Origin of the sequence: Aquabacterium sp., from assembly GCF_035476535.1 — a bacterium.
In the GTDB taxonomy this organism is placed as follows: Bacteria; Pseudomonadota; Gammaproteobacteria; order Burkholderiales; family Burkholderiaceae_C; genus Pseudaquabacterium.
The window spans coordinates 1-20,335 of record NZ_DATILJ010000049.1; the positions used below are offsets into that span (position 1 = coordinate 1).

The following is a 20,335-nucleotide window of genomic DNA, read 5'->3' on the forward strand; positions in this document are numbered from 1 at the left end:
CCAGCAGCGCCAGCGCGCCGTCGCCCAGCTCGGCGGGCACGCTGCCGTGCGGCGGCACGGCCAGTGGTTCCAGGCGCTGCACCTGCTCGCCGGCCAGCCCCAGCGGCAGCTGGCTGGTCACCAGCAGCCGCACACCGGGCACCGCTGCGGGCGCCACGCCGCCTGCGGCAGGCGCCGGCGGTGCCGCGCCTTGGGGCGGCCCGGCCAGCAGCGGCGCGATGAAGCGATAGCCACGACCTGGCACCGTGGCGATGGCATCACCGCCCAGCACCTTGCGCAGGTTGCTGATCTGCATCTGCAGGTTGGCCTCTTCGACCACCAGGCCCGACCAGACGCGGTCGAGCAGTTCGTTCTTGCTGACGAGGTGATCCGGCCGGGCGATCAACGTGATCAGCACATCGAGCGCCCGCGCGCCCAGCGCCGCCGGCTGGCCGTCGACCAGCAGGCGGCGCTCGGTCGGCTGCAGCTCGAAGCGCCCCGAAGGACCGAAACGCAGCGGCGATGAAGGGGAAGCCAGGTGCTCCGGCTTGGGTTCCGACAAGAGGCAGTTCTCCGTGTTCGCGCCGGGACAGCCCACAGTGTGTGAGGCGGCCGCAGCGGCGAGCGTACCTGCAGGCACCCGCCGCATCGTCCGCATGTTTTGGAAATTTTTTGGAACCGGCTCGGGGACGCGACATGGCCCGGGCGCCGACAGTTCGCTCACTGCTTCACCACCCCCACCTGCTGAACCGGAGTGACCGACATGAGCCTGATCCCGCGTCCCTGTTCCCCCGCCGACCCCCTGCCGTCGGCGCCCGCCCGCGCCCGTTCCGCGCTGGCCGGCGCGACGTCGAAGTGCGTCGGCCTGCTGGCCGTCGGCCTGCTGGCCACCGCGCCGGCGATGGCCGGCTACATCGGGCACGAGGTGCAGGCCCAGTACTACTTTCCGAACCTGAGTACCGTGTTCCTCGACAGCGGGACCGCGGTCGCCGGCGCCGGGCAGGAGTTCGACAACATCGCTGGCTGGAGCGAGCAGGATGTCGACTTCTCCGACACCAACATCCGCCTGACCTACGCGCTGGGCTGGAGCCTTGCGGATCGTGCAGGGGCAAGCTTTGACGGCTGGGTCTTCAGCGACCGGGATGCGGCGGACATCATCGGCGTGTCGCTGGAAAGTACCAACCTGGCCGGGCTGAGCAGCGCGAACCTGTCGTTCAACGGCAGCCAGGTCTTCCTCAACACGCTGGGCCTGGGCGCCTGGGGACCGAACACCTTCGTGTCGATCGACGTGCAGTTCGCCGATGCCGTGGCCGTGCCCGAGCCCACGGCGCTGAGCCTGGTGGGCCTGGCACTGCTGTCGCTGGCGGCGGCGCGCCGGCCATCGAATCGCCGCCCGATGGGCGCGACATCCCACCCCACCGGAGCGTGATGCCATGCCAAAAGCCATGCGATACGACAGCCAAGCCATTCTGGTGCTGGCGCCGGACCTGTCCGCCCGATGAGGGCTTCCTGTGCCGGCGGCTCAGCCTGCTGTGCCTAGCGCCGCATACAGCGCGCGGGCCTGGTCCGTCGGTGCCGACACCAGCGGCGGCAACACACGGGCCCAGGTCTCGTCGTCATAACGCTGCGCCAGTGCGGCCTTGACGTTGGCGATCAGCGAGCCGGCGGACAGCAGCGTGCGCTGCGCACCGGCGCGCTGGAACGCGGCGGCTGCGATACCGGGGTCGGTGGCCGACCAGCCGGCTTGCGCCGATGCCGCGGTCAGGTTGGTGGTGGCCGAGATGCAGCCGGCGAAGCCGTCCTCGCGGGCGGTCGACAAGGCGGCTTCGGAACTGGGAAAAACGTCGAAGCCGGGCAGGGCCTGGGCCAGCGCGCGGGCATAGGACAGGTCGCCGGCGCTGTCCTTCAGGCCCAGCACCTGGGCCGGGTGGCGGCGCTGCAGTTCGGCCACTGTCTCCAGTGGCCAGCCAACGCCGGTGTTCTGCGGGATGTGGTACAGGTACAGCGCCAATGCCGGGCTGTCCACGCGCGTGATCAACTCGTCGATGTACTGCAGCAGGCCGGCCGAGTCATTCACCGGGTAGTAGAACGGCGGTACCACCAGCGCGCCAGCAAAACCCAGGCTGCAGGCGGCGCGGGTCAGCCGCGCTGTTTCGGTCAGCGAGCACAGGCCGGTGCCGACCAGGAAGCGCGACATCGGCAGGCCGGATTCGGCCACCGCCTCCATGATCGTCAGCCGCTGCTCGACGCCGAAAGCGGTGGCTTCGCCGGTGGTGCCAAGCAGGTTGATCGCGTCGCAGCCGCCTTCCAGCAACTGGCGGCAATGCGCCAGCAGCCGCGCGAGGTCGGGTGTGAAGTCGGCATGCACCGGCGTTGGGGTGGCGGCGATGATGCCGCGGGGGCGGGTAGGGTTCATGTGCACTGCCTCAGGGTTCTTGACCAGCGGTGGCCGAGGAACGCCCGGGCACCAGGAAGTCGAAATCGCAGCCTTCGTCGGCCTGCAGCACGCTGCGGTGGAACAGCGCGGCATAACCCCGATCCGGCACGGCCGCGGCACCAGTGTTCCGGCGCGGTTCAGCGCGCCGGCGCTGCAGTTCGTCGTCGTCCACCAGCAGTTCGATGCGCCGCGCCGGCACGTCGAGCTGGATGGCATCGCCATCGCGTACCAGGCCCAGCGGGCCGCCGCGTGCGGCTTCGGGCACGATGTGCAGCACGATGGTGCCGAAGGCGGTGCCGCTCATGCGCGCATCCGAGATGCGCACCATGTCCTTCACGCCCTGCTGGGCCAGCTTGCGCGGGATCGGCAGGTAGCCGGCCTCGGGCATGCCCGGTGCGCCGACAGGCCCGGCGTTGCGCAGCACCAGCACGTCGTCGGCCGTGACATCGAGCGCGGGGTCGTCGATGCGGCGGGTCAGGTCTTCGACCGATTCGAAGACCACCGCCCGGCCGGTGTGCTGCATCAGCGCCGGCGAAGCGGCCGACTGCTTGATGATCGCGCCGCGCGGCGCCAGGTTGCCCTGCAGCACGGCCATGCTGCCGACCGCCTTGATCGGCGCAGCGCGCGAGCGGATCACCTGCTGGCCCGGCACGATCTCGGCAGCGGCGGCGTAGTCGCGCAGCGTGCCGCCGGTGACGCAGGGGATGTCCAGGTCGATCAGGCCATCGAGCTCCTGCAGCAGCCGCGGCACGCCGCCGGCCCAGTGGAAGTGCTCCATGTAGTGCGCCCCGGAAGGTTTCAGGTCCACCAGCACGGGCACGTCGCGGCCAAGGCGGTCGAATTCATCGAGGTCGACTTTCAGGCCCAGCCGGCCGGCCACCGCGGTGATGTGGATCAGCCCGTTGGTCGAGCCGCCCAGCGCCTGCAGCATCACCAGCGCATTGCGCAGCGAGCGTTCGGTGATCAGCGCACTCGGCTTCGGGCCGCCGCTGGCCGCCATCGCCACGGCCTGCTTGCCGCTGGCTTCGGCGGCGCGCAGGCGGTCGGCATGCGTGGCGGGAATCGACGCGGCGCGCGGCAGCGTCAGGCCCATCGCCTCGGCCATGCACGAGATCGTGCTGGCGGTGCCCATCACCATGCAGGTGCCCGAGGTGGGCGCCAGGCGCTCGTTGATGAACTCGATCTCCTGTTCGCTGATGCGCCCGCCGCGGAATTCGCCCCACAGCCGCCGGCAATCGGTGCAGGCGCCGAGTTCTTCGCCCTTGTGGTGGCCCACCAGCATCGGCCCCACCGGCAGCAGCAGCGCCGGCACGTCGGCCGAGGCCGCGGCCATCAGCTGCGCCGGAATGGTCTTGTCGCAGCCGCCGATCAGCACCACCGCATCCATCGGCTGCGCGCGGATCATTTCTTCGGTGTCCATCGCCATCAGGTTGCGCAGCAGCATGCTGGTGGGGTGGGCGAAGGACTCGTGGATCGAGATCGTCGGAAAGGCCATTGGCAGCCCGCCGGCCAGCATCACGCCCCGCTTGACCGCTTCGATCAGCTGCGGCACGTTGCTGTGGCAGGCGTTGTAGTCGCTGAAGGTGTTGGTGATCGCGACGATGGGCCGCGACAAGGCGTCGTCCGACAGGCCCATGGCCTTGATGAAGGCCTTGCGAAGGAACAGCGAGAAGCCCGCATCGCCGTACGAAGTCAAGCCGCGGTTCATGCCGTGTGCCATGCGTGATGTCCTTGGAGGGTTTGGTTGATTATCAATAAACAATCAAAATATTGTCAACGAAGACGGCGTGATTCTGTGGAACTACCTGGGAGTTACCCGAAAGATCCATTCAGGCGTGTCGAATGATTATTGACAATCCACCGAAGCAGGTGATGCAATGCGAACCTCCCGCAACGAAGAGGTGCCCATGTCGACGAACCCACCCACTGCCCGTCAACCGGCTGCGCGCCGGCATGGCGCCCTCGCTGCGCTGCTGGCCCTGAGTGGCGTGGCGGCTGTCGCGCAGACCCAGACCGTGACGATGTGGAGCCACTGGCCCGATGAAGCGTCGAAGCGCGGTTTCGTCGAAGCCCGCGTCAAGGAGTTCGAGACCGCGACGCCGCAGTGCAAGGTCAACCTGCAGTTCATCCAGAAGTCCGATCTCTACACCTCGGTGAAGACCTCGGTGCGCACCGGCCAGGCACCGGACATCTTCTGGCTGGAGCCCGACGAGATCGGTTTTGCCAAGAGCGGCTTCCTTGAACCGCTGGACAAAATCGTCAAGCTCGACAACCTGGAAGACTGGGCGCGGCGCTCGTGGACGCACAACGGCCAGGTCTACGGCCTGCCGCTGGAGGCCTACACCGTCGAGCTGTACGTCAACCGCACGCTGATGAAGAAGGTCGGCGTCACGCCACCAGCTAACCTGCAAATGACGCAGGCGCAGTTCACCGACACGGTCAAGCGCGCCGTGGCTGCCGGCATCACGCCGCTGGCGCAAGGCGTCGGCGACCGGCCGTACCCCGGCGCCTACTTCCTGCAGGAAGTGCTGCTGCGCAAGCTGGGCACGGACGACTACCAGGCGCTGCTGACCGGCAAGCTGTCGTTCACCGATGCGCGCGTGGCCGAGGCGATGACCTGGGTGCGCCAACTGGTCGATGCCGGCGCCTACCCGAAGAGCTTGTCGACGCTGAAGCTCGGCGAATCGCACTACTACTTCCACACCAACCCGGGCGCGCTGATGTTCCCGATCGCCAGCTGGTACACCGGCCGCGCCTTCGTGGCGCCGGACAAGGGCGGCCAGCCGCCGGACTTTGCGCTGGGCTTGATGAAGTACCCGGTGATGGACGGCAGCAAGTGCCCCGAGTGCAAGACGCTGGCGGTGGGCGGCAGCTACGTGATGTATTCGCGCAGCAAGAACAAGGACTGCGCCGGCAAGCTGATGGCGTCGATGGCCACGGTGGAGAACGGCAACAAGTGGATGGAAGCGGTGCTGCTGCAGACGGGGGTGCGCACCGATCCGTCGCGCATCCAGAGCATCCATGCCGCGTACTTCAAGGACTTGCAGGCACTGAGCGCCGGCGCGAAGTTCTTCATCGGCACACCGCTGCACTACATGAGCGGCAAGTGCGGCGAGACCTTCTCGCAGGTGTTGAACCGCGCGTTCCCGGCCGGCCTGATCAGCGTGGCCGACGCCGCGGCGCAGATGGACGCGGCCTGCAAAGCACCGGCGTGAAAGCCCGCATCAGCGCCGCGTTCGGTGGTGACGTTGGCAAGGGCCGCGGTGGCGAGGCCCCGGCCACCGACACGCGCCGCGCTGCCTGGCCGGTGCTGATGGGTTTTCTGGCGCCCGCCTTGCTGGTCTACGCGGCGCTCACTGCCTACCCGGTGCTGCGCACCTTCTACAACGCGTTCTTCGAGATCGGCGACATCAGTTCTTCCAAGTTCGTCGGCTTCGCGCACTTCGCCGAGGTGCTGAAGGACAACACCTTCTGGGCCGCGGTGAAGAACACCGCGATCTGGGCCATGGTGGCGCCGTTTGCCGACGTGGCCACGGGGCTGCTGCTGGCCTTGTGTCTCTATGCGGGTGTGCCCTTCGCCCGCTTCCTGCGGGTGGCCTGGTTCACGCCGGTGCTGTTGTCCTACGTGGTCGTCGGCATCCTGTGGGTCTGGATCTACAACTACGACTGGGGCATCGTCAACGCGACCTTGCGCGCGCTGGGCCTGCCCGGCTGGGCCCAGGCCTGGATCGGCGACCCGAAGTTTGCGCTCGGCGCGCTGATGGTCACCCATGCCTGGAAGTGGGCCGGCTTCAACATGGTGGTGTGCCTGGCCGCGCTGCATTCGCTGCCGTCCGAAGTGCTGGAGGCGGCCGACCTGGACAACTGCGGCTGGTGGGCCAAGCTGCGCCACGTGATCGTGCCGATGCTGTGGCCGACCCTGCTGAACCTGTACGTGCTGGCCTTCATCGGCAAGATGAAGGTGTTCGACCTGGTCTGGGTGATGACCGAAGGTGGTCCCGTGTGGTCGACCGAAACGGTGTCGACCTATGTCTACAAGCGGGCCTTCAACTGGAACAGCTTTGATCTGGGCTACCCGTCGGCGATTGCGGTGGTGTGGTTCATCGTGGTGGTCGCGTTCGTGCTCGGCTTGAACCGCCTGTTCCGGCAACGCGAACGCCTCGAGTACTGAATCCGATGAACACCACCGTGATACCCGCGCCGCGCTCGACCGCGCGCTTGCACGCATGGTTCGACCAGGCTGCCAGCGCCTTGCGCAATGGCAGCGTGATGGCCATCGTCGTGCTCTACACGCTGTACTCGGCGCTGCCCTTCGTCTGGGTCGGCACGATGTCGGTGCGCACGACCTCGGAGATCAGCGCCTCGCATTTCGCCTGGCCGGAGGTCTGGCACTGGGCCAAGTTCCGCACCGCCTGGGTCGATTCGAACTTCGCGCTGTATTTCTGGAACAGCACGGTGGTGGTCGGCGCCGCGGTGGCCATCGTCACGGTGCTGGGCGCGGCGGCGGCGCACTGCCTGGCGCGCTACCGCTTCCGCGGCAACCGGCTGGTCTATGTCATCCTGTTCAGCTCCATCGTGTTCCCGCCGCAGATCATCCTGATCTCGCTGTTCCAGGTGCTGGTGGAGTACGAGCTGTACAACACGCGGCTGGGCCTGACGCTGGTCTACGTCAGTCTGCAATTGCCGCTGACGGTGTACCTGCTCGAAGGCTTCTTCGCGCGCATTCCGCAGGACTTGTTCGACGCCGCGAAGATCGACGGCTACGGTGACTTCGAGATCTTCTGGCGCATCGTGCTGCCGGTGGGCATGCCGGCGATCGCGACGACGGTGATCCTGAACTTCATCCAGCTGTGGAACGAGTTCCTGTTCGCGGTGGTGCTGATCAGCGAACAGGGGCTGCGCACCTTGCCGATCGGCATCCGCCACTTCATGGGCGACTACTTCCAGGACATCGGCATGATCGCCACCGGCATGATGATCGCAGTGATCCCGGTCATCGTGCTGTACGCCTTCTTCTCGGAAAAACTGATCCAGGGCATGACGGCCGGTGCCGTCAAATGATGCCGCGTCTTTCAATTGATAGGGAGTGATCCGGGTGGCCACGATCGAACTGCAGCACATCTTCAAGCGTTACCCGGGTGCGCCGACACCTGCTGTCGACGACGTCAGCTTCCAGGTCGCCGACGGCGAGTTCATGGTGCTGCTGGGTCCATCGGGCTGCGGCAAGTCGACCACCTTGCGCATGGTCGCCGGGCTGGAATCGATCTCCGACGGCCGCATGCGCATAGGAGAGCGCGAAGTCAACCAGGTGCCGGCGAAGGACCGTGACATCGCGATGGTGTTCCAGTCCTATGCGCTGTACCCGCACATGACGGTGGCGGAGAACCTGGCGTTCGGATTGAAGCGCCGAAGCATCGATGGCGGCGAAATCAAGCGCCGCGTTGATGCCGCGTCAGACATCCTGGGTCTGACGCCGCTGCTGCAACGTAAACCTTTTGCACTGTCGGGCGGACAGCGCCAGCGTGTCGCACTCGGTCGCGCGATCGTGCGTGAGCCGGCTGTCTTCCTGTTCGACGAACCGCTGTCGAACCTGGATGCGGCTTTACGCGTGAACACCCGCAACGAGCTGGTGCGCCTGCACCACCGCCTCGGCGCCACCATGCTCTATGTCACCCACGACCAGGTCGAGGCGATGACCATGGGCCAGCGCATCTGCGTGATGAACCAGGGCCGCGTCGCGCAGATCGGCAAGCCGCTGGATGTCTACCGCGCGCCGGCCGATGCCTTCGTCGCGCGCTTCCTCGGCAGCCCGCCGATGAACATCCTGCAGGCGCGGCAGGTCGAACATGCCGGCCAGCGCCACGTGGCGATCGGCAGCGGCCTGCTGCCGCTGCAGCGCTGGACCCGGGCCGCGCTGGATGCCGCCGGCGAGGCGGTGCTGCTGGGCGTGCGGCCCGAGGAGCTGACGCTGCACGCGCCGCATGCCGACGACCGCAGTGCGCTGCGCGGCACCGTGTCGGCGGTGGAGCCGCTGGGCGCCGAAACGCTGGTGGTGATCGACCTCGAAGGCGCCGATGGCCGCGCCGCCGACGGCGAAACCCGCACCGGCGAGGTGATGGCCCGGCTGCACCGCCACACCGATGTGCACATCGGCGACAAGGTGGCGCTGAGCTGCGCGCCGAACGCGCTGTACCTGTTCGACGCGCGCAGCGAGAAGGCCATTCCGCCGCAGGATGCCGCGGCATGAGGCCGTTGCTGCGCGTCGGCCTGGTGGGGGCCGGCTGGGTGACGCAACACCATCTGCCGGCCTGGCAGGCGATCGGTGATCGGGCGCGCGTGGTGGCCATCACCGATCCGGATGCGGCGCGGGCGCGGGAACGCGCCGAAGTCTTCGGCATCGCGGGTGTGTTCGGCAGCCTGCCGGAAATGCTGGCGGCAGGCGGCATCGATGCGCTGGACATCGCCGCGCCGCGCGAAGCCCATGCCGGCCTGGTGCGCCTGGCGGCGGCGCACGGCGTGCCGGTGCTGTGCCAGAAACCGCTGGCACCAACGCTGGCCGAAGCCGAATCATTGGCGAGCGAAGTGCACGGCCACATCCGCTTGATGGTGCACGAGAACTGGCGCTTCCGGCCGGTGTACCGGCTGGCCGCGCAGTGGCTGCGCGAAGGCCGCATCGGCACTGTCTTGCAGGCGCAGATGACGCTGCTCAGTTCAGGCCTGCTGCCCGACGCGCAAGGCCGGCTGCCGGCGCTGGCGCGCCAGCCCTTCATCGCGACGCTGGACCGCGCGCTGGTGATGGAGATCCTGATCCACCACATCGACACGCTGCGCTTTCTGCTCGGCGAGCTGCAACTGGTGCAGGCCCGGCTGGGCCGCGCCTGCGAAGCGATGCGCGGTGAAGACCGCGCCGCGATCAGCTTCGAAACCAGCGATGGCGCACCCGTCCACCTGCTGGCCAACCTGTGCGTGCACGGCGAGCCGCCGGCGCCGCTGGACGCACTGCTGCTGATCGGCGAGCGCGGCACGATCCGGCTCGACGGCAATACCCTGCACTGCAGCGGCGCGGCGCCGGCCGAGCAGGTGTTCGACCTCGCGGCGGGCTACGCCGCGTCGTATGCCGCGACGATCGCGCACTTCGTCGATGCGCTGGCCAGCGGCCAGGCCTTCGAGACCGACCCGCAGGACAATCTGCGCACGCTGGCGCTGGTGGAAAATATCTACCGATGAGCCCCCACGACGACACCGCGCTCGACGACCTGGCCAGCACCGACGTGGCCAAGGTGCTGGGCGACGACATCATCTTCGGCCGCCTGGCGCCCGGCACGCGGCTGGTGGAGGACACGCTGATCGCCCGCTTCGGCGCCACGCGGCATTTCATCCGCCAGGCGCTGAACGAGCTGGAGCGCACCGGAATCGTCGTGCGCGAAAAGAACAAGGGTGTCGCGGTGCGCTCGCTGACGCCGCGTGAAGTGCGCCAGATCTACGAGGTGCGTGAACTGCTGCAGCGCCAGGCCGCATTGCGCATCCGGCTGCCGGCGCCGGCCCGGCTGATCGACGAACTCGAACGCCTGCATGCCGACTACGGCCGGCACCTGCGCAGCTTGGATTTCCGTGGCGTGCACGAAACCAACGACGCCTTCCACCTGACGCTGTTCGCGGCCTGCGACAACCCCTACCTGGTGGAATCGATCAAGCACTACATGTGGCTGAGCCTGCCGGTGCGCGCCAAGCGCACCACCGATGTGGCCCACGCGCAAGCCTCCGAGCGCGACCACCACCTGATGATCCAGCTGCTCAAGGGCACCGACCCCTGGGCGCTGGCGCAGCTGTGCGTGGACCACCTGCAGTCGGCCAAGGACGACTACCTGCAGACTTTGGAAACGTCGCGCTTTCCGGGTTGATGGAGGGTTGACAGCGCGGATCGCCTCAGCGCGGTTCGTCGGGCGTCAGCAAGGCAGCACCTGCACGGCAGAGCCGAGCGCCGAGAACGAAGCGTTGACGATCCGGGTCGTGATCCGCGCACGGTTGAAGACGATGTCGGCCAGCAGCAGCATCGCCAGGCCCAGGTAGGCGAAGTAGCCTAGGCCGACGTAGTCACTGAAGACGAGGGTGTGCAACCAGTCCTGGCCGAACAGGTACAGCCCGCCGACGATGCCGGCCGCGCCGACCAGCACCACGGCCGGCAGCAGCAGCTGCAGGCCGGCGCGGCGCCGGAAGCATGCGGTGGCCGAGAGCAGCGCAAACACCAGCGCATTGGCGGCGGTGAAGATCCTGAACTCGCGTGTCAGCGAGGCCGCGACCTCCATGTACTTGGCCTGGATCAGCGTGGTGAGGCGTTCGTTGATGTTCGACAGCCGGGCCAGGTCCCGCTCGATCTGTTCAGTCACCGCTTGCTCGATCTTCTGGCGGCATTCGCAATCGATGTTGCGCATCTTGGCCGCCACGTCCGCCACGCGGCGCGGCAGGCCCTCGCTCAGCTTGCGCCGGGTCTGCGCGATCTCCGCCTCGTTGCGGCCGAGCATGCGCCGGGCGGCATCGGCCAAGCGACTGTTGTCGAGTTGTTCGAGGCGCTGGCCGACGCGCTGTTCGACCTCGCGCCGGATCAGCTCGCGCGCGGCTGATTCCACCAGCAAGGGGTTGATGAATGAGGCCGCCAGCGCGCTGGCAAACAGCGCGGCGACGACCAGGCTGGTGATCAGGATGACGAGGCGCATGGGTGGCGAGGCGCAGGGGTGGGGCCGGGCCGCATGGGCCATCAGCGTGCGGCTTCCAGCCGCTCGGTGCGCTGCAGTTCGGCGGTCGCCGAGTAGATCTGGCGCGTGTCGAGCTTGCCGTCACCGTCGGTGTCGACCTCGGCCAAGCTGAGCTTGCCCAGGCGATAGCGCTCGACCCGCAGCGCGAAGCCGGTCCTGGTGTCGATGTAGTCGATGGACGAGAGCACGCCATGCACGAAGTGCGATGTCAGGTCCGGCAGGCCGTCGCCGTTGGTGTCGACTTCGGTGGTCTCGACGTTGCCGCCGCGAAAACGGTGGCGGGTTTCGAAGACGCCGTCGAAGTTGTCGTCGGATTCGGCCGATGCGATCAGGCCGCGCTGGTCGAAGTGGGTGACGTAGTCGACCTTGCCGTCGAGGTTGCGGTCGATCCGGGTCTCCAGCGCGATGCCGCTGGCGGTGGTGGTCCAGCGTTCGTCCAGCACGCCGTCCTGGTTGTAGTCGATGCCGTCTTTGCTGATCGGCGCGCGCAGGAATGCATAACACCCCAAGAGGCCGACGGCCAGGCCGGCGACGAAGACCAGCACCCCGCTGGCCGAGCGCCGGGGCGGCGCCGGCGTGGGGTCGCTCACCGCGGTGGCTTCCCAGCGCTCGATGGCGGCGCGGGCCGGCGCGTAGTCGTCTTCGTCGACCACCAGGCGCACCAGCCGCCCGGCCGGCAGTTCACCGGCGGCCCCTTGCAGGAACTCACCGTCGACCCGGGCCGCGATGCCTTCTTGCCGCAGCAGGTCTTGCAGCATGTGGGCTTCCACCGCGTTGGCGGCTTCGTAGACGCTTCTCATCGGTCAGCCTTGCGCATCAGTACCGCACGCGCACGCGCACGCCGTCGAAGGCGCCGCACTGGAGGTCGATGACGAGCAGGGCCGTGGCATGGGGGCGTGAGCGCTCAAGAGCTCTCCTGGGTGACTGGTGGTTCAAAGGCGCAGCAGGACGATCGACGTGTCAGGCATCTTGTTCACCCCGCTTCGTGAACCGGGGTGGAAAGTACCACCACGTGGCGACGACGGCCAGCCCGAACAGGGTATAGACGGTGGTGAACACCCAGGTCGGCGCCTCGTAGTACAGGATGCGCTGCAGCCAGTGTTCGATGAAACTGGTGGCATACGGCGTTTCGTGCGCCTTCACGCGCAACCAGATCTCCAGCGAGGTCAGCGGGCACACCGCGCCGAACCACGCCTGTGCCGCGACGACCCCGATAGCCACCAGATGCGCCAGCCTGAACCACCCGGCGTTGACCCACCGCCAGCGCATCAGGTTGCCGGCAATGATGGCCACCAGGCCGCCGACGACGAACACCACCACGGCCACGTGCAGTGCCAGCACCAGATCGGCCAGCAGCTGATAGGGCGGGGCGCTCGGCATGCAATGGCGCTACCTGATCGCGTTGCCAGATGGCGCTACCGTCTGACGCGAGGCGCAGCCCTCACCCGACCTTGGCGCCCCGGGCGATGGTGCCGCTGCTGAGCACATCGGCGCGCAGGCCGGCGCGGTGCACGAAGTGCTTGACGGCCGCCGCAACGCTGAGCGCCGGCGACGCGAGCATCCCGCCCAGCCCCGCGCAGGGCTCGCACAGTTCGACGCCTCTGAGCCTGACATCGCCGACTTGGAATTCGCGCCCGACCAGATCGTTCAGGCGAACGCCCCGCGTGACCAGGTTGCGGTGCGTGATCGACAGGTCGTAAGGGCGCTCATGCGCCAGCAGGAAGGCTTCGATCTCTTCGGCTTCGACCAGCGTGATGTTCTGGCCCGGCTCGTCGTGCCTGGCGTAGTAGCGGTCGCCCTCGATGCCGGCGCCGGCAATCACGAGCACCTGCTCGTGCTCCTGCTGGCCCTGGGCCGACGGAGGCTTCGTGAAGATGCGTTCGATGCTCATGCCATGGGCTCCTGGGGATGTGGAGTGCTCGGTGCGCGCGGATTCACAAATGGCGGAAGAACGCCGGGGCCTGGCCCCAGTTGTCGTTGCGGCCGTCCACCCAGGTCACCGGGGCGTTGGCGAGTTCCTCGTCGGTGACGTCGTCCAGGCAGCCCAGGTTCACGCCGTACATCAGGCCCACCGGTGTCTCGGTGCCCAGCCCGAAGGCCCGCACACCGCAATGCTGGCAGAAGTAATGTTCATTCTTGCGGGTGTTGAACAGGTACTTCGTCAGCGCTGCTTCGCCGGCGAGCAGGCGGAAACCTTCAGGCTTGGCGATGGCGGGCCAGAAGCGCGTGCGGCGGCAGATCGAGCAATTGCAGCGGTAAGTGCTCTGCGTCAGATCGAGGTCTGCTTCGAAGCGCACCGCGCCGCAGTGGCAACTGCCGTGGTAGGTCTTGAGCATGCTGGTGACTCCGGAGAGGGCGAATGTACTGCCAATGCGCTCCGCTTTCTGCAGCGCTGGCGCGTGTCGATGAAGTCAGGACAACAGCGCTCATGCGGACTTCTCCAGCAGGCCCGGGCCTGCGCTTGCTTGAAGCAGGACTCTGATGCACGATGGCCCCCTTCCAACCGGCAACACGATCAGGAGACCGACGATGATCAAGGTGAGTGTGATGTACCCGAACACGCCCGGCGCGCGATTCGATCATGACTACTACCGGGACAAGCACATGCCGCTGCTCAAGGCGCGCATGGGTGAGAGTTGCAAGTACTACACGGTGGACCGGGGCATTGCCGGTGGCGCGCCGGGAACGCCGGCCACCTACGTCGGCATGTGTCACATCTTCGCCGACTCCGTCGAGTCATTCCAGGCGGGATTCGGCCCCCACGCCAAGGAGATCCTGGCCGACATTCCGAACTACACCGACCTGGCGCCGGTGATGCAAATCAGCGAGGTGGTGGTCGGCTAGGCGACGCCACGGGCTGCTGGCCGGAACCTGGCGCGGGCAGGCTGCCGAAAGAGCGAACGAGCAGAGCCCATGCCACGGCGGCACAACACAGCGCGAAGCCCAGGGCGAGGGTGGCCACGAAAGCACTGCGCGATCCGGCCCGGCCCTCCAGCAGCGCCAGAACCGGCGCCATCTGGGTCAGGCCCACCGAAGCGGCGATGGTCCACAGCGGCAGCAGCAAGGCCACCTGGCCGACGCGCCGCCACCGCCTGGCCAACGAGTGGCGCAGCAGCGCCATCAGGAACACGAGCGGCCACAGCCCGAGGAAGGCGGTCATGAACAGCAGCAATGCGGACGCTGTGAATGGCATAGGCCCAACCCTGGACATCAGGCGCAGGCTGCGGGCGGCGCCTAAGCGGTGATGCCGACGGGAGGCGTCGGTTTCATCCTACGCGGCCTCGGCGTGGAACTTGACGCCAAGTGCACGGGCTACCTTCAGGACCGTGGCGAAACTCGGGTTGCCGTTCGCACTGAGTGCGCGATAAAGACTCTCGCGACTGAGGCCAGCGTCCTTTGCGACTTGCGACATTCCCTTGGCGCGTGCGATGTCGCCGAGCGCTCTGGCGATCCCAGCCACGTCGTCTGGCGCCTCTTCCAGCCAGGCATCGAGATACGCAGCCATTTCTTCCGGTGTACGAAGGTGTTCGGCGACATCGTATGCACTTGTCTTGGTCCGTTTGACCGGTGTCCTTGCCATCTCTGCTACTCCTGAAAGTTCTTGGCCAAACGAATTGCCGCTGCGATGTCTTTCTGCTGCGAGGCCTTGTCACCGCCGATCAGCAACAGCAAGAGTCGGTCGCCCCGTTGCGAGTAGTACACCCGGTAGCCAGGTCCGAAATCGACTTTCAACTCGGAGACACCGTCCGAGAGGTTTCTGTGTTGGCCCGGATTCCCGTGAACCAAGCGATCGACGCGCATCAAGATCCGGGCTCGCCCAGTCAGGTCCTTCAATGCGTCAAGCCAGCGACTGTACTCGTCTGTCTTCTCAATCCGCATCGGCGCATTGTAGCTTGTGGGCTACAGCCGTCAAGGCGAGGGTGGAACGGGGGCCGGCTGCTTCACTGCTTGCGCCTGATCACGTAGGCATTGGCGGCCAACTCGAAGCCCAGTGTCGGGTAGTACGACATGGCGCCGGGCGCGGACAGCAGGATCAACGAGACCTCGTCGCCGATGACGGCCTGCGTGCGCCTGACGAGTTCTCGCCCGATGCCCAGGCCTTGGAAGGCCTTGTCCACGGCCAGGTCGGACAGGTAGCAGCAGTAGGCGTGGTCGGTGAGCGAGCGGCCCAGGCCCACCAGCGCGCCGTCGACCCAGGCGGAGATGACCAGGCTGGGCGCGGCAAACATCCGGGCGATGCGCGGCAGATCGTCGATCGGTCGCCGAATGCCCGATGCGCCAAAGACGCGCGCGACTTCAACGGGATCGAGCGGAAGGTTGTGGCGGTACTCGACGGCAGTGCGGTTCATGGGGATTCAGGCAAGAGCAGAGGGATGCGGGAGCGCAGGGGTCGCTTTGTCAGTATTCACGCTGGACCGCGTGCTCAAAGACCAGTGGACTGGCCATCAGCGAGCGCTGAAGAAAGGTGGGCCGGAGATTGATCGCGCCCAGTTCGGCGAGCGCAAACCAGCGGAACTCCAGACCCAGGTGGCCCTCCAGGCCGCTGTAGACGCGTGTCTTGTCCAGATGGGCGGAGCCCTCGGGCAGCGTGACCCGGAAGTAGAAGCCGATCTCGTGATTCCTGCGCTCGGCCAGGTCGAAGAAGTTCTCCGCGACATGGAGCAGCGGGCCGCAGTGCACTGCCTCGCCGAGTTCTTCCATCATCTCCCGGACAACGGTGACGGAGGCTTCCTCTCCCACTTCGACCCGGCCACCCGGCAAGGCCCAGTAGTCGTCGCCCGGGCCGCGGTGCAGCATCACGAAGTCGTCGTGAAGAATGATCGCGGCGGCGCGCACCTGGAAGCGCTGGCCGTGCAACTGGATTGAGATCATGAGGTCTCGCTTTGACCGAGGAATGGGCGCCGGCCCTCGGCGCCAGACGTGCCGCAGCTCACTTGTACTTGGCTGCCGTGATGAACTGGCCGAACGACTCGCACCAGACGATCACCGTGTTGAAGCCCGCCGGGTCTGTGCCTTCCGGAACAAGGACCAGGAAGTTCTCGAAGGTCTTCACATCGCCGATGCGTTGCATGCGGGCCTTCAGGCGCATGAAGTCTGCTTTTGTCTCGACAAACTCGGGCGACAAGTAGAGCTTGTAGTCCGGCCCGGGCGCCAGCTTGCCGATGAAGCTGATGCTGCGTGGCCCGACGGACACTGCGCCTTCGCCCCAATGGAGCGTGTCGCTGTCCTTCAGGTTGCGGCGGAACTCGGTTCTCCACAGTGTCGGCCCCATGATCGAAGCGATGTCGCCGGCGGACGGAGCCTGCGGTGCGATCAGGATCGGCAGGGCATAGATGCCCAACGCAAACCCCAGGGCCAGCGCCACGAGGTGAGAGGCGACGAGCACAAGCCGCTTCATGGCCCTCAGAACCAGTAGTCACCGACACAGCGCCCGTCGCGCGGCAGGTCATCGAAGGTATCGAGGCCGTCGAAGTGGTCGATAGGCACCTTGGCAATGGCATCCGGTTCGGTCAGGCGCAGATTGACGGCGATGCGACGGCGTCCGTCTTCACCGGGCTTTTGCGCCCGCCAGTAGGCAACGCACGCGCAGGTCGGGCAGAAGTGGAACTCGATGGCCTTGCCGCGGAGGTAGGCCCGGGTGGGGCCTGAGACGTGGATGCCTTCGCCTTCGAAGTCATAGGCCCACAACACCCCGTAGCGGCGACAGACCGTGCAGTTGCAGGCCGTCGCGCCCTCCGGCATGCCATGGAAGTCCCAGGTGACGGCGCCGCAGTGGCAGGAACCATGAATCAAGTCGACCTCCATCGGCAAACGTGCGGGAGCATGGGTTTGTAGCCGATGGGTCGGGTGTGGGCAAGCGATTCAGATCGCCTGCCGCGCACGAACTTCACCCAGCGCGGCGGCGACCAGGCGCAGCCCGAAGGCCCAGACCAGGAGGGGCGACGGCAATCCGTGTGGAAAGCAGGTGGGGCAGCTGGGGTTCAGGCATCAGGTTTCACGTGAGCATCAGGATTGTGATCGGCCACGAGGTTCAGCTCGATCCCATGTTCCAGAAACGCTTTCGCACCGGCCAGCGTGAGGCTGAAGCCTCCCATGGCATCGATGGCCTGGGCCACCTGCTCATCGTCGCTTCCGGTGAAGCCCGAGGCCGTGATGACGACCATGGTGGTGGAGCCGTCGTGCCGCGGTGTGAAAGTCCATTCAACCGGCGTGGGCCACTCGATCTGGATGCGTCGGTCCGGTTCGAGCGACTTCACCGACACCTGTGCGCTGGCGCCATACATGTCCCAGAACCAGGTCACGAGCGCGCCTTCTTCAAGCCGCTGGCTGCCTCGGGTGAACCAGAAACGGCTGGTCACCGCTGGATCCACGAAAGCGCCGTAGACCACGGCGGCGGGCCTGCGAATCATCATCTCGGCGCGAGCGACGGGTGGTACTTGCATGCTCATGAGCTTCTCCTGTTGGAAGAGCCGGGTTGGGTGGCGTCTGAGCTTGGACCTTGTTCCGATGCCCGATGTTCCGTGCGAAGCCCCGAGCGTCTTGGCCGACGCCATTGCCTAGGCACTGAAAAGCGCGGCCAGTCGCTCGACCGCGGACTCCGAGGCAGCCCGGTCGGGTCGGGTGTCATCGTTGCCGAAGTCGTGCGCGCCCTGCGCCTGCACCAGGATGCCGTCGCGGCGCGGGGCGACGAAGAGGTTGTGGCCGCGATAGATCAAGCCGTAGTTGATCTCCTGCTGCGGCACCAGGCGGGCCGTCTGGCCGCGTACCGGCACGATGCTCTCGTCGCCGAACAAGGCCCGCGCGCCGTAGCCAGTGGCGTTGACGATGGTGCGCTCCTGCAGTCCGGCCAGCTGGCGCGGGCTCGTGAATTCGCGCTGCTCGATCTCGCCGCCCTCGCGCAGGAAGTCGTCCAGCAAAAGACGGAAGTAGGCCGGCAGGTTGAACAGCATCTGCGTGTAGCGCCGCACATGGGGCACGCGAAACGGGTGCTCCGCCGGTGTCAGCGCTTGCGACTTGGGTCGCAGGTCGTGCACAAGCGCTTCGAGGTCCGGATAGTCGGGCTCATGGTCCTCGTCGGCACCGGGCGTCGGCTGGTCGAAGGGCACGTCGGACAAGGCGTAACCGTCGTACCACTCGATCGGCTGGCCGGGCAGGCCGAGCAGGCTCTGGTAGACCTTGAACGAGTGGCGCGTCATCGCTTCCCAGCGCTGCAGGAACGCCGGCGTTGCATGTTCGTCGGTGCAGATGCGCGAGTCGGGCGACCACGAGCCGGTGGCGGCCGACGAGCGCACCTCCGGCGGCCGCTCCTTGCAGTAGATGCGCACGCGCAAGCCGGCGCGCTGGGCAACGCGTGCGGTGGTGAGGCCGATGGCGCCACAGCCAATGATCGCGATCCGGCGCTCGCGCGTCGCGGCGATGAGCTCGAGCGCCAAGCGCGCCGAACCCCACGACAGCGACCAGCCGGCGCCGCCGTGGCCATAGTGGTGGACGATGGTCTTGCCATGGCGCCGCTCGGCCTCGATGCGTGGGCCTAGCGCGCGAAACGGACGGGTGCAGACAGAGATGTCGATGATCCGGTCGGGCCGGGCGCGGATGGGGCTCAGCGCAGGCGCTGGCGCGAAGCCCGGGCCGTCCGCCGCCAGGGCGAACAAGGGCGTCGCAGCCAGGGCGGCAGCGCCGGAGGAAAGGAGGAAGTCGCGTCGCTGCATTCTCGGGATGGAGGGTTCTGACAGGATGGATGGAGGCGTCTTGTGCTACCCGGCCATGCTGGACCGGCGACGCCCATCACTGCGGCGCTTGTTGCTGCGGCGAAGATGCGGGAAGGTCTTCCAGGCCGTGCTTCCACACGTAGTCCACGCGAAGTGTCCTGGCCTGGCCAGACGGATCCGCCTCAAACGTACAGCTGGCTACATGATCGACAGCCGTTCGATCCAGCAGCCTGTGCTCGCGTGTCATGCCACTTGATTGGGCCACTTCGAGCCTCGTCAACTTGCCATCCGGACCCAGCGTGAAGACAACCCGGGTCGTGCCTTGCGCTCTTGCCGACTTCGCGACGGGCGGGTACACGAGGGTCTTGCACCCGGTGGGATTCAGATCGATGAAGTTGGATGCTTGAGCACCGGCGCTCGATGGGCATCCCAGCGCCACCATGGCTGCGACGAGAAGCAAGCCGCCCGGTTCAGAGAAGCGCAAGCGTGTTGTGTTCTGGAGATGGTTCATGGCCTGCTGTTAACTGGATACGAGGGAGGGCGTTCATCGGCATCCCGTCGCGGATTCCATGCGATCCACCGCGTTCAGCTTGACGGGGTCTTCGGCGTTGGGCGGGCTCATGTAGGCCACGATGCAGTCACCCACCTGGAAATTGTCAAAGGTTCTCACCACTTGCGTGCGACCCTCGAGCGTCCTGATCGTGTAGAGCCGCAGCGGCACGCCGGGGAAACCAACAATCGGCCCCGAGGAATTGTTGCCCAGGAATCCCGTTTGATGCGCGTGCAAGCGTTCGGTGATGCGGGTTTGAACGACACCCTGGATGCCGAGCGGGGATCGGGGCGTCGTTGAGCACGGGGCAAGGGCAGAGACAACGGTGAGTACCGCGATTGCCTTGGCCACGATGGGGCCGGAATTCATCTGAAGGGTCATGGGTGGCGTAGGGGAGCGGTGATCTGCCTGGGTGTGACTTGCTTCAAGTGCACAGAGGGCGCCCGCGATCAATACGCCTGGTGACAGCTTCGGACGTGGCATATGAGCGCTAGCCAATGCCGTCGGCTCTTGCCTATGCTGCCTGAAGCAGAAATTCAACCTTCACGGCATCGAAAGGGAACTCAACGCCACCGTTTTCTGCACGGTTGAGCAGGCCGGCAGAGAGTAGCGCCGTGATGTCGCTGTGCACGGCCTTGACATCTCGGTCGACCCTGCGCGCTGCTTCACGCATGGAAATGGGGCCCGCCCCGCGCAGAACCTTGAGCAATTCCCATCGCTTGGCGGTGAGCACGCACCGGCGTTGCGAATTCATGGCGAACAATCACATGGGAGGTCGACGCAGTCGCACGGATTGCAATCGCAGTTGTGCCACCACTTCTCCTTCTTCTTTCGGTTCTCATCCGATCGGGACGCAGCGGGCTGACGCTTCAAGGCTGCGTAGGCTGACTTGCAGCGTGTGAACTGG

At 66.6% G+C, this 20,335-nt stretch carries 28 protein-coding genes; 8 read left to right on the forward strand and 20 right to left on the reverse strand.

Annotated features, from left to right (window positions below):
* Positions 1-541: winged helix-turn-helix domain-containing protein (locus VLK61_RS04985; RefSeq protein ID WP_325418903.1), on the reverse strand; the 541-nt coding region annotated here is incomplete at its 3' end.
* Between the two features lie 201 nt (positions 542-742).
* Here VLK61_RS04985 and VLK61_RS04990 point away from each other — a divergent pair.
* Entirely contained in the window at positions 743-1,408 is a 666-nt protein-coding gene (locus VLK61_RS04990; RefSeq protein ID WP_325418905.1) for a hypothetical protein, read from the forward strand.
* 93 nt (positions 1,409-1,501) lie between these two features.
* On the opposite strand, the gene VLK61_RS04995 is transcribed toward VLK61_RS04990, so the two are convergent.
* Both VLK61_RS04995 and VLK61_RS05000 read right to left on the reverse strand, forming a co-directional pair.
* Positions 1,502-2,395 carry a dihydrodipicolinate synthase family protein gene (locus VLK61_RS04995; protein ID WP_325418907.1) on the reverse strand — a complete coding sequence of 298 codons (894 nt, stop codon included), beginning with the start codon at positions 2,393-2,395 and terminating at the stop codon, positions 1,502-1,504.
* A 10-nt stretch (positions 2,396-2,405) separates the two neighbouring features.
* Entirely contained in the window at positions 2,406-4,136 is a 1,731-nt protein-coding gene (locus VLK61_RS05000; protein WP_325418909.1) for an IlvD/Edd family dehydratase, read from the reverse strand.
* Positions 4,137-4,323: 187 nt separating this feature from the next.
* On the opposite strand from VLK61_RS05000, the gene VLK61_RS05005 reads away from it, so the two are divergent.
* Genes VLK61_RS05005 through VLK61_RS05030 form a run of 6 tightly spaced genes read left to right on the forward strand, consistent with a single transcriptional unit; the run spans position 4,324 to position 10,317 of the window.
* On the forward strand, positions 4,324-5,631 hold the full coding sequence (locus tag VLK61_RS05005; protein ID WP_325418911.1) for an ABC transporter substrate-binding protein: 1,308 nt from the start codon (positions 4,324-4,326) through the stop codon (positions 5,629-5,631).
* A complete protein-coding gene (locus VLK61_RS05010; protein ID WP_325418912.1) occupies positions 5,628-6,587 on the forward strand; it encodes a carbohydrate ABC transporter permease in 960 nt (319 codons plus the stop codon). The genes VLK61_RS05005 and VLK61_RS05010 overlap by 4 nt, the downstream gene beginning before the upstream one ends.
* Before the next feature lie 5 nt (positions 6,588-6,592).
* Positions 6,593-7,477, forward strand: coding sequence for a carbohydrate ABC transporter permease (locus VLK61_RS05015; protein ID WP_325418913.1), 885 nt, complete (start codon positions 6,593-6,595; stop codon positions 7,475-7,477).
* Positions 7,478-7,511: 34 nt separating this feature from the next.
* Positions 7,512-8,663, forward strand: coding sequence for an ABC transporter ATP-binding protein (locus VLK61_RS05020; protein WP_325418914.1), 1,152 nt, complete (start codon positions 7,512-7,514; stop codon positions 8,661-8,663).
* On the forward strand, positions 8,660-9,643 hold the full coding sequence (locus VLK61_RS05025) for a Gfo/Idh/MocA family protein (RefSeq protein WP_325418916.1): 984 nt from the start codon (positions 8,660-8,662) through the stop codon (positions 9,641-9,643). The genes VLK61_RS05020 and VLK61_RS05025 overlap by 4 nt, the downstream gene beginning before the upstream one ends.
* The gene (locus VLK61_RS05030) at positions 9,640-10,317 is read left to right on the forward strand and encodes a GntR family transcriptional regulator (protein WP_325418918.1); all 678 of its coding nucleotides are present in this window, start codon (positions 9,640-9,642) and stop codon (positions 10,315-10,317) included. Before VLK61_RS05025 ends, VLK61_RS05030 begins: the two co-directional genes overlap by 4 nt.
* 45 nt (positions 10,318-10,362) lie before the next feature.
* Here VLK61_RS05030 and VLK61_RS05035 read toward each other — a convergent pair whose 3' ends face one another.
* The 5 genes from VLK61_RS05035 to VLK61_RS05055 form a co-directional block, all read right to left on the reverse strand.
* Complete coding sequence (locus tag VLK61_RS05035) at positions 10,363-11,130, reverse strand: hypothetical protein (protein WP_325418920.1); 768 nt, start codon at positions 11,128-11,130, stop codon at positions 10,363-10,365.
* Positions 11,131-11,171: 41 nt separating this feature from the next.
* Positions 11,172-11,969 (reverse strand): DUF2007 domain-containing protein, encoded by a 798-nt coding sequence (locus VLK61_RS05040; protein ID WP_325418922.1) that lies wholly within the window; start codon positions 11,967-11,969, stop codon positions 11,172-11,174.
* Between the two features lie 160 nt (positions 11,970-12,129).
* Positions 12,130-12,549 (reverse strand): DUF2784 domain-containing protein, encoded by a 420-nt coding sequence (locus VLK61_RS05045; protein ID WP_325418924.1) that lies wholly within the window; start codon positions 12,547-12,549, stop codon positions 12,130-12,132.
* Positions 12,550-12,610: 61 nt separating this feature from the next.
* Positions 12,611-13,060, reverse strand: coding sequence for an MOSC domain-containing protein (locus tag VLK61_RS05050; protein WP_325418926.1), 450 nt, complete (start codon positions 13,058-13,060; stop codon positions 12,611-12,613).
* Between the two features lie 43 nt (positions 13,061-13,103).
* Positions 13,104-13,505 carry a GFA family protein gene (locus VLK61_RS05055; protein ID WP_325418928.1) on the reverse strand — a complete coding sequence of 134 codons (402 nt, stop codon included), beginning with the start codon at positions 13,503-13,505 and terminating at the stop codon, positions 13,104-13,106.
* 193 nt (positions 13,506-13,698) lie between these two features.
* On the opposite strand from VLK61_RS05055, the gene VLK61_RS05060 reads away from it, so the two are divergent.
* Positions 13,699-14,013, forward strand: a complete 315-nt coding sequence (locus tag VLK61_RS05060) for an EthD family reductase (RefSeq protein ID WP_325418930.1) — start codon at positions 13,699-13,701, stop codon at positions 14,011-14,013.
* Here VLK61_RS05060 and VLK61_RS05065 read toward each other — a convergent pair.
* The 12 genes from VLK61_RS05065 to VLK61_RS05120 all read right to left on the reverse strand — a co-directional run bounded on the left by VLK61_RS05065 (position 13,991) and on the right by VLK61_RS05120 (position 20,182).
* On the reverse strand, positions 13,991-14,341 hold the full coding sequence (locus VLK61_RS05065) for a hypothetical protein (RefSeq protein ID WP_325418932.1): 351 nt from the start codon (positions 14,339-14,341) through the stop codon (positions 13,991-13,993). The two genes, VLK61_RS05060 and VLK61_RS05065, sit on opposite strands and share 23 nt — an antisense overlap.
* A 99-nt stretch (positions 14,342-14,440) precedes the next feature.
* Positions 14,441-14,749 (reverse strand): addiction module antidote protein, encoded by a 309-nt coding sequence (locus tag VLK61_RS05070; protein ID WP_325418934.1) that lies wholly within the window; start codon positions 14,747-14,749, stop codon positions 14,441-14,443.
* 5 nt (positions 14,750-14,754) lie between these two features.
* Complete coding sequence (locus tag VLK61_RS05075; RefSeq protein WP_325418936.1) at positions 14,755-15,048, reverse strand: type II toxin-antitoxin system RelE/ParE family toxin; 294 nt, start codon at positions 15,046-15,048, stop codon at positions 14,755-14,757.
* Between the two features lie 62 nt (positions 15,049-15,110).
* The gene (locus tag VLK61_RS05080) at positions 15,111-15,518 is read right to left on the reverse strand and encodes a GNAT family N-acetyltransferase (protein WP_325418938.1); all 408 of its coding nucleotides are present in this window, start codon (positions 15,516-15,518) and stop codon (positions 15,111-15,113) included.
* A gap of 49 nt (positions 15,519-15,567) precedes the next feature.
* Positions 15,568-16,041, reverse strand: coding sequence for an NUDIX hydrolase (locus VLK61_RS05085; RefSeq protein ID WP_325418940.1), 474 nt, complete (start codon positions 16,039-16,041; stop codon positions 15,568-15,570).
* Between the two features lie 58 nt (positions 16,042-16,099).
* A complete protein-coding gene (locus tag VLK61_RS05090) occupies positions 16,100-16,567 on the reverse strand; it encodes a DM13 domain-containing protein (RefSeq protein ID WP_325418942.1) in 468 nt (155 codons plus the stop codon).
* Between the two features lie 5 nt (positions 16,568-16,572).
* Complete coding sequence (locus VLK61_RS05095) at positions 16,573-16,974, reverse strand: GFA family protein (RefSeq protein ID WP_325418944.1); 402 nt, start codon at positions 16,972-16,974, stop codon at positions 16,573-16,575.
* A 176-nt stretch (positions 16,975-17,150) separates the two neighbouring features.
* Positions 17,151-17,618, reverse strand: coding sequence for an SRPBCC family protein (locus VLK61_RS05100; RefSeq protein WP_325418946.1), 468 nt, complete (start codon positions 17,616-17,618; stop codon positions 17,151-17,153).
* A 108-nt stretch (positions 17,619-17,726) separates the two neighbouring features.
* Positions 17,727-18,878, reverse strand: coding sequence for an FAD-binding oxidoreductase (locus tag VLK61_RS05105; RefSeq protein WP_325418948.1), 1,152 nt, complete (start codon positions 18,876-18,878; stop codon positions 17,727-17,729).
* Positions 18,879-18,954: 76 nt separating this feature from the next.
* A complete protein-coding gene (locus tag VLK61_RS05110; RefSeq protein WP_325418950.1) occupies positions 18,955-19,389 on the reverse strand; it encodes an energy transducer TonB in 435 nt (144 codons plus the stop codon).
* Between the two features lie 33 nt (positions 19,390-19,422).
* Positions 19,423-19,797 carry a hypothetical protein gene (locus tag VLK61_RS05115; protein ID WP_325418952.1) on the reverse strand — a complete coding sequence of 125 codons (375 nt, stop codon included), beginning with the start codon at positions 19,795-19,797 and terminating at the stop codon, positions 19,423-19,425.
* A 145-nt stretch (positions 19,798-19,942) separates the two neighbouring features.
* Positions 19,943-20,182, reverse strand: a complete 240-nt coding sequence (locus VLK61_RS05120) for a DNA-binding protein (RefSeq protein ID WP_325418954.1) — start codon at positions 20,180-20,182, stop codon at positions 19,943-19,945.
* Between the last annotated feature and the right edge of the window lie 153 nt (positions 20,183-20,335).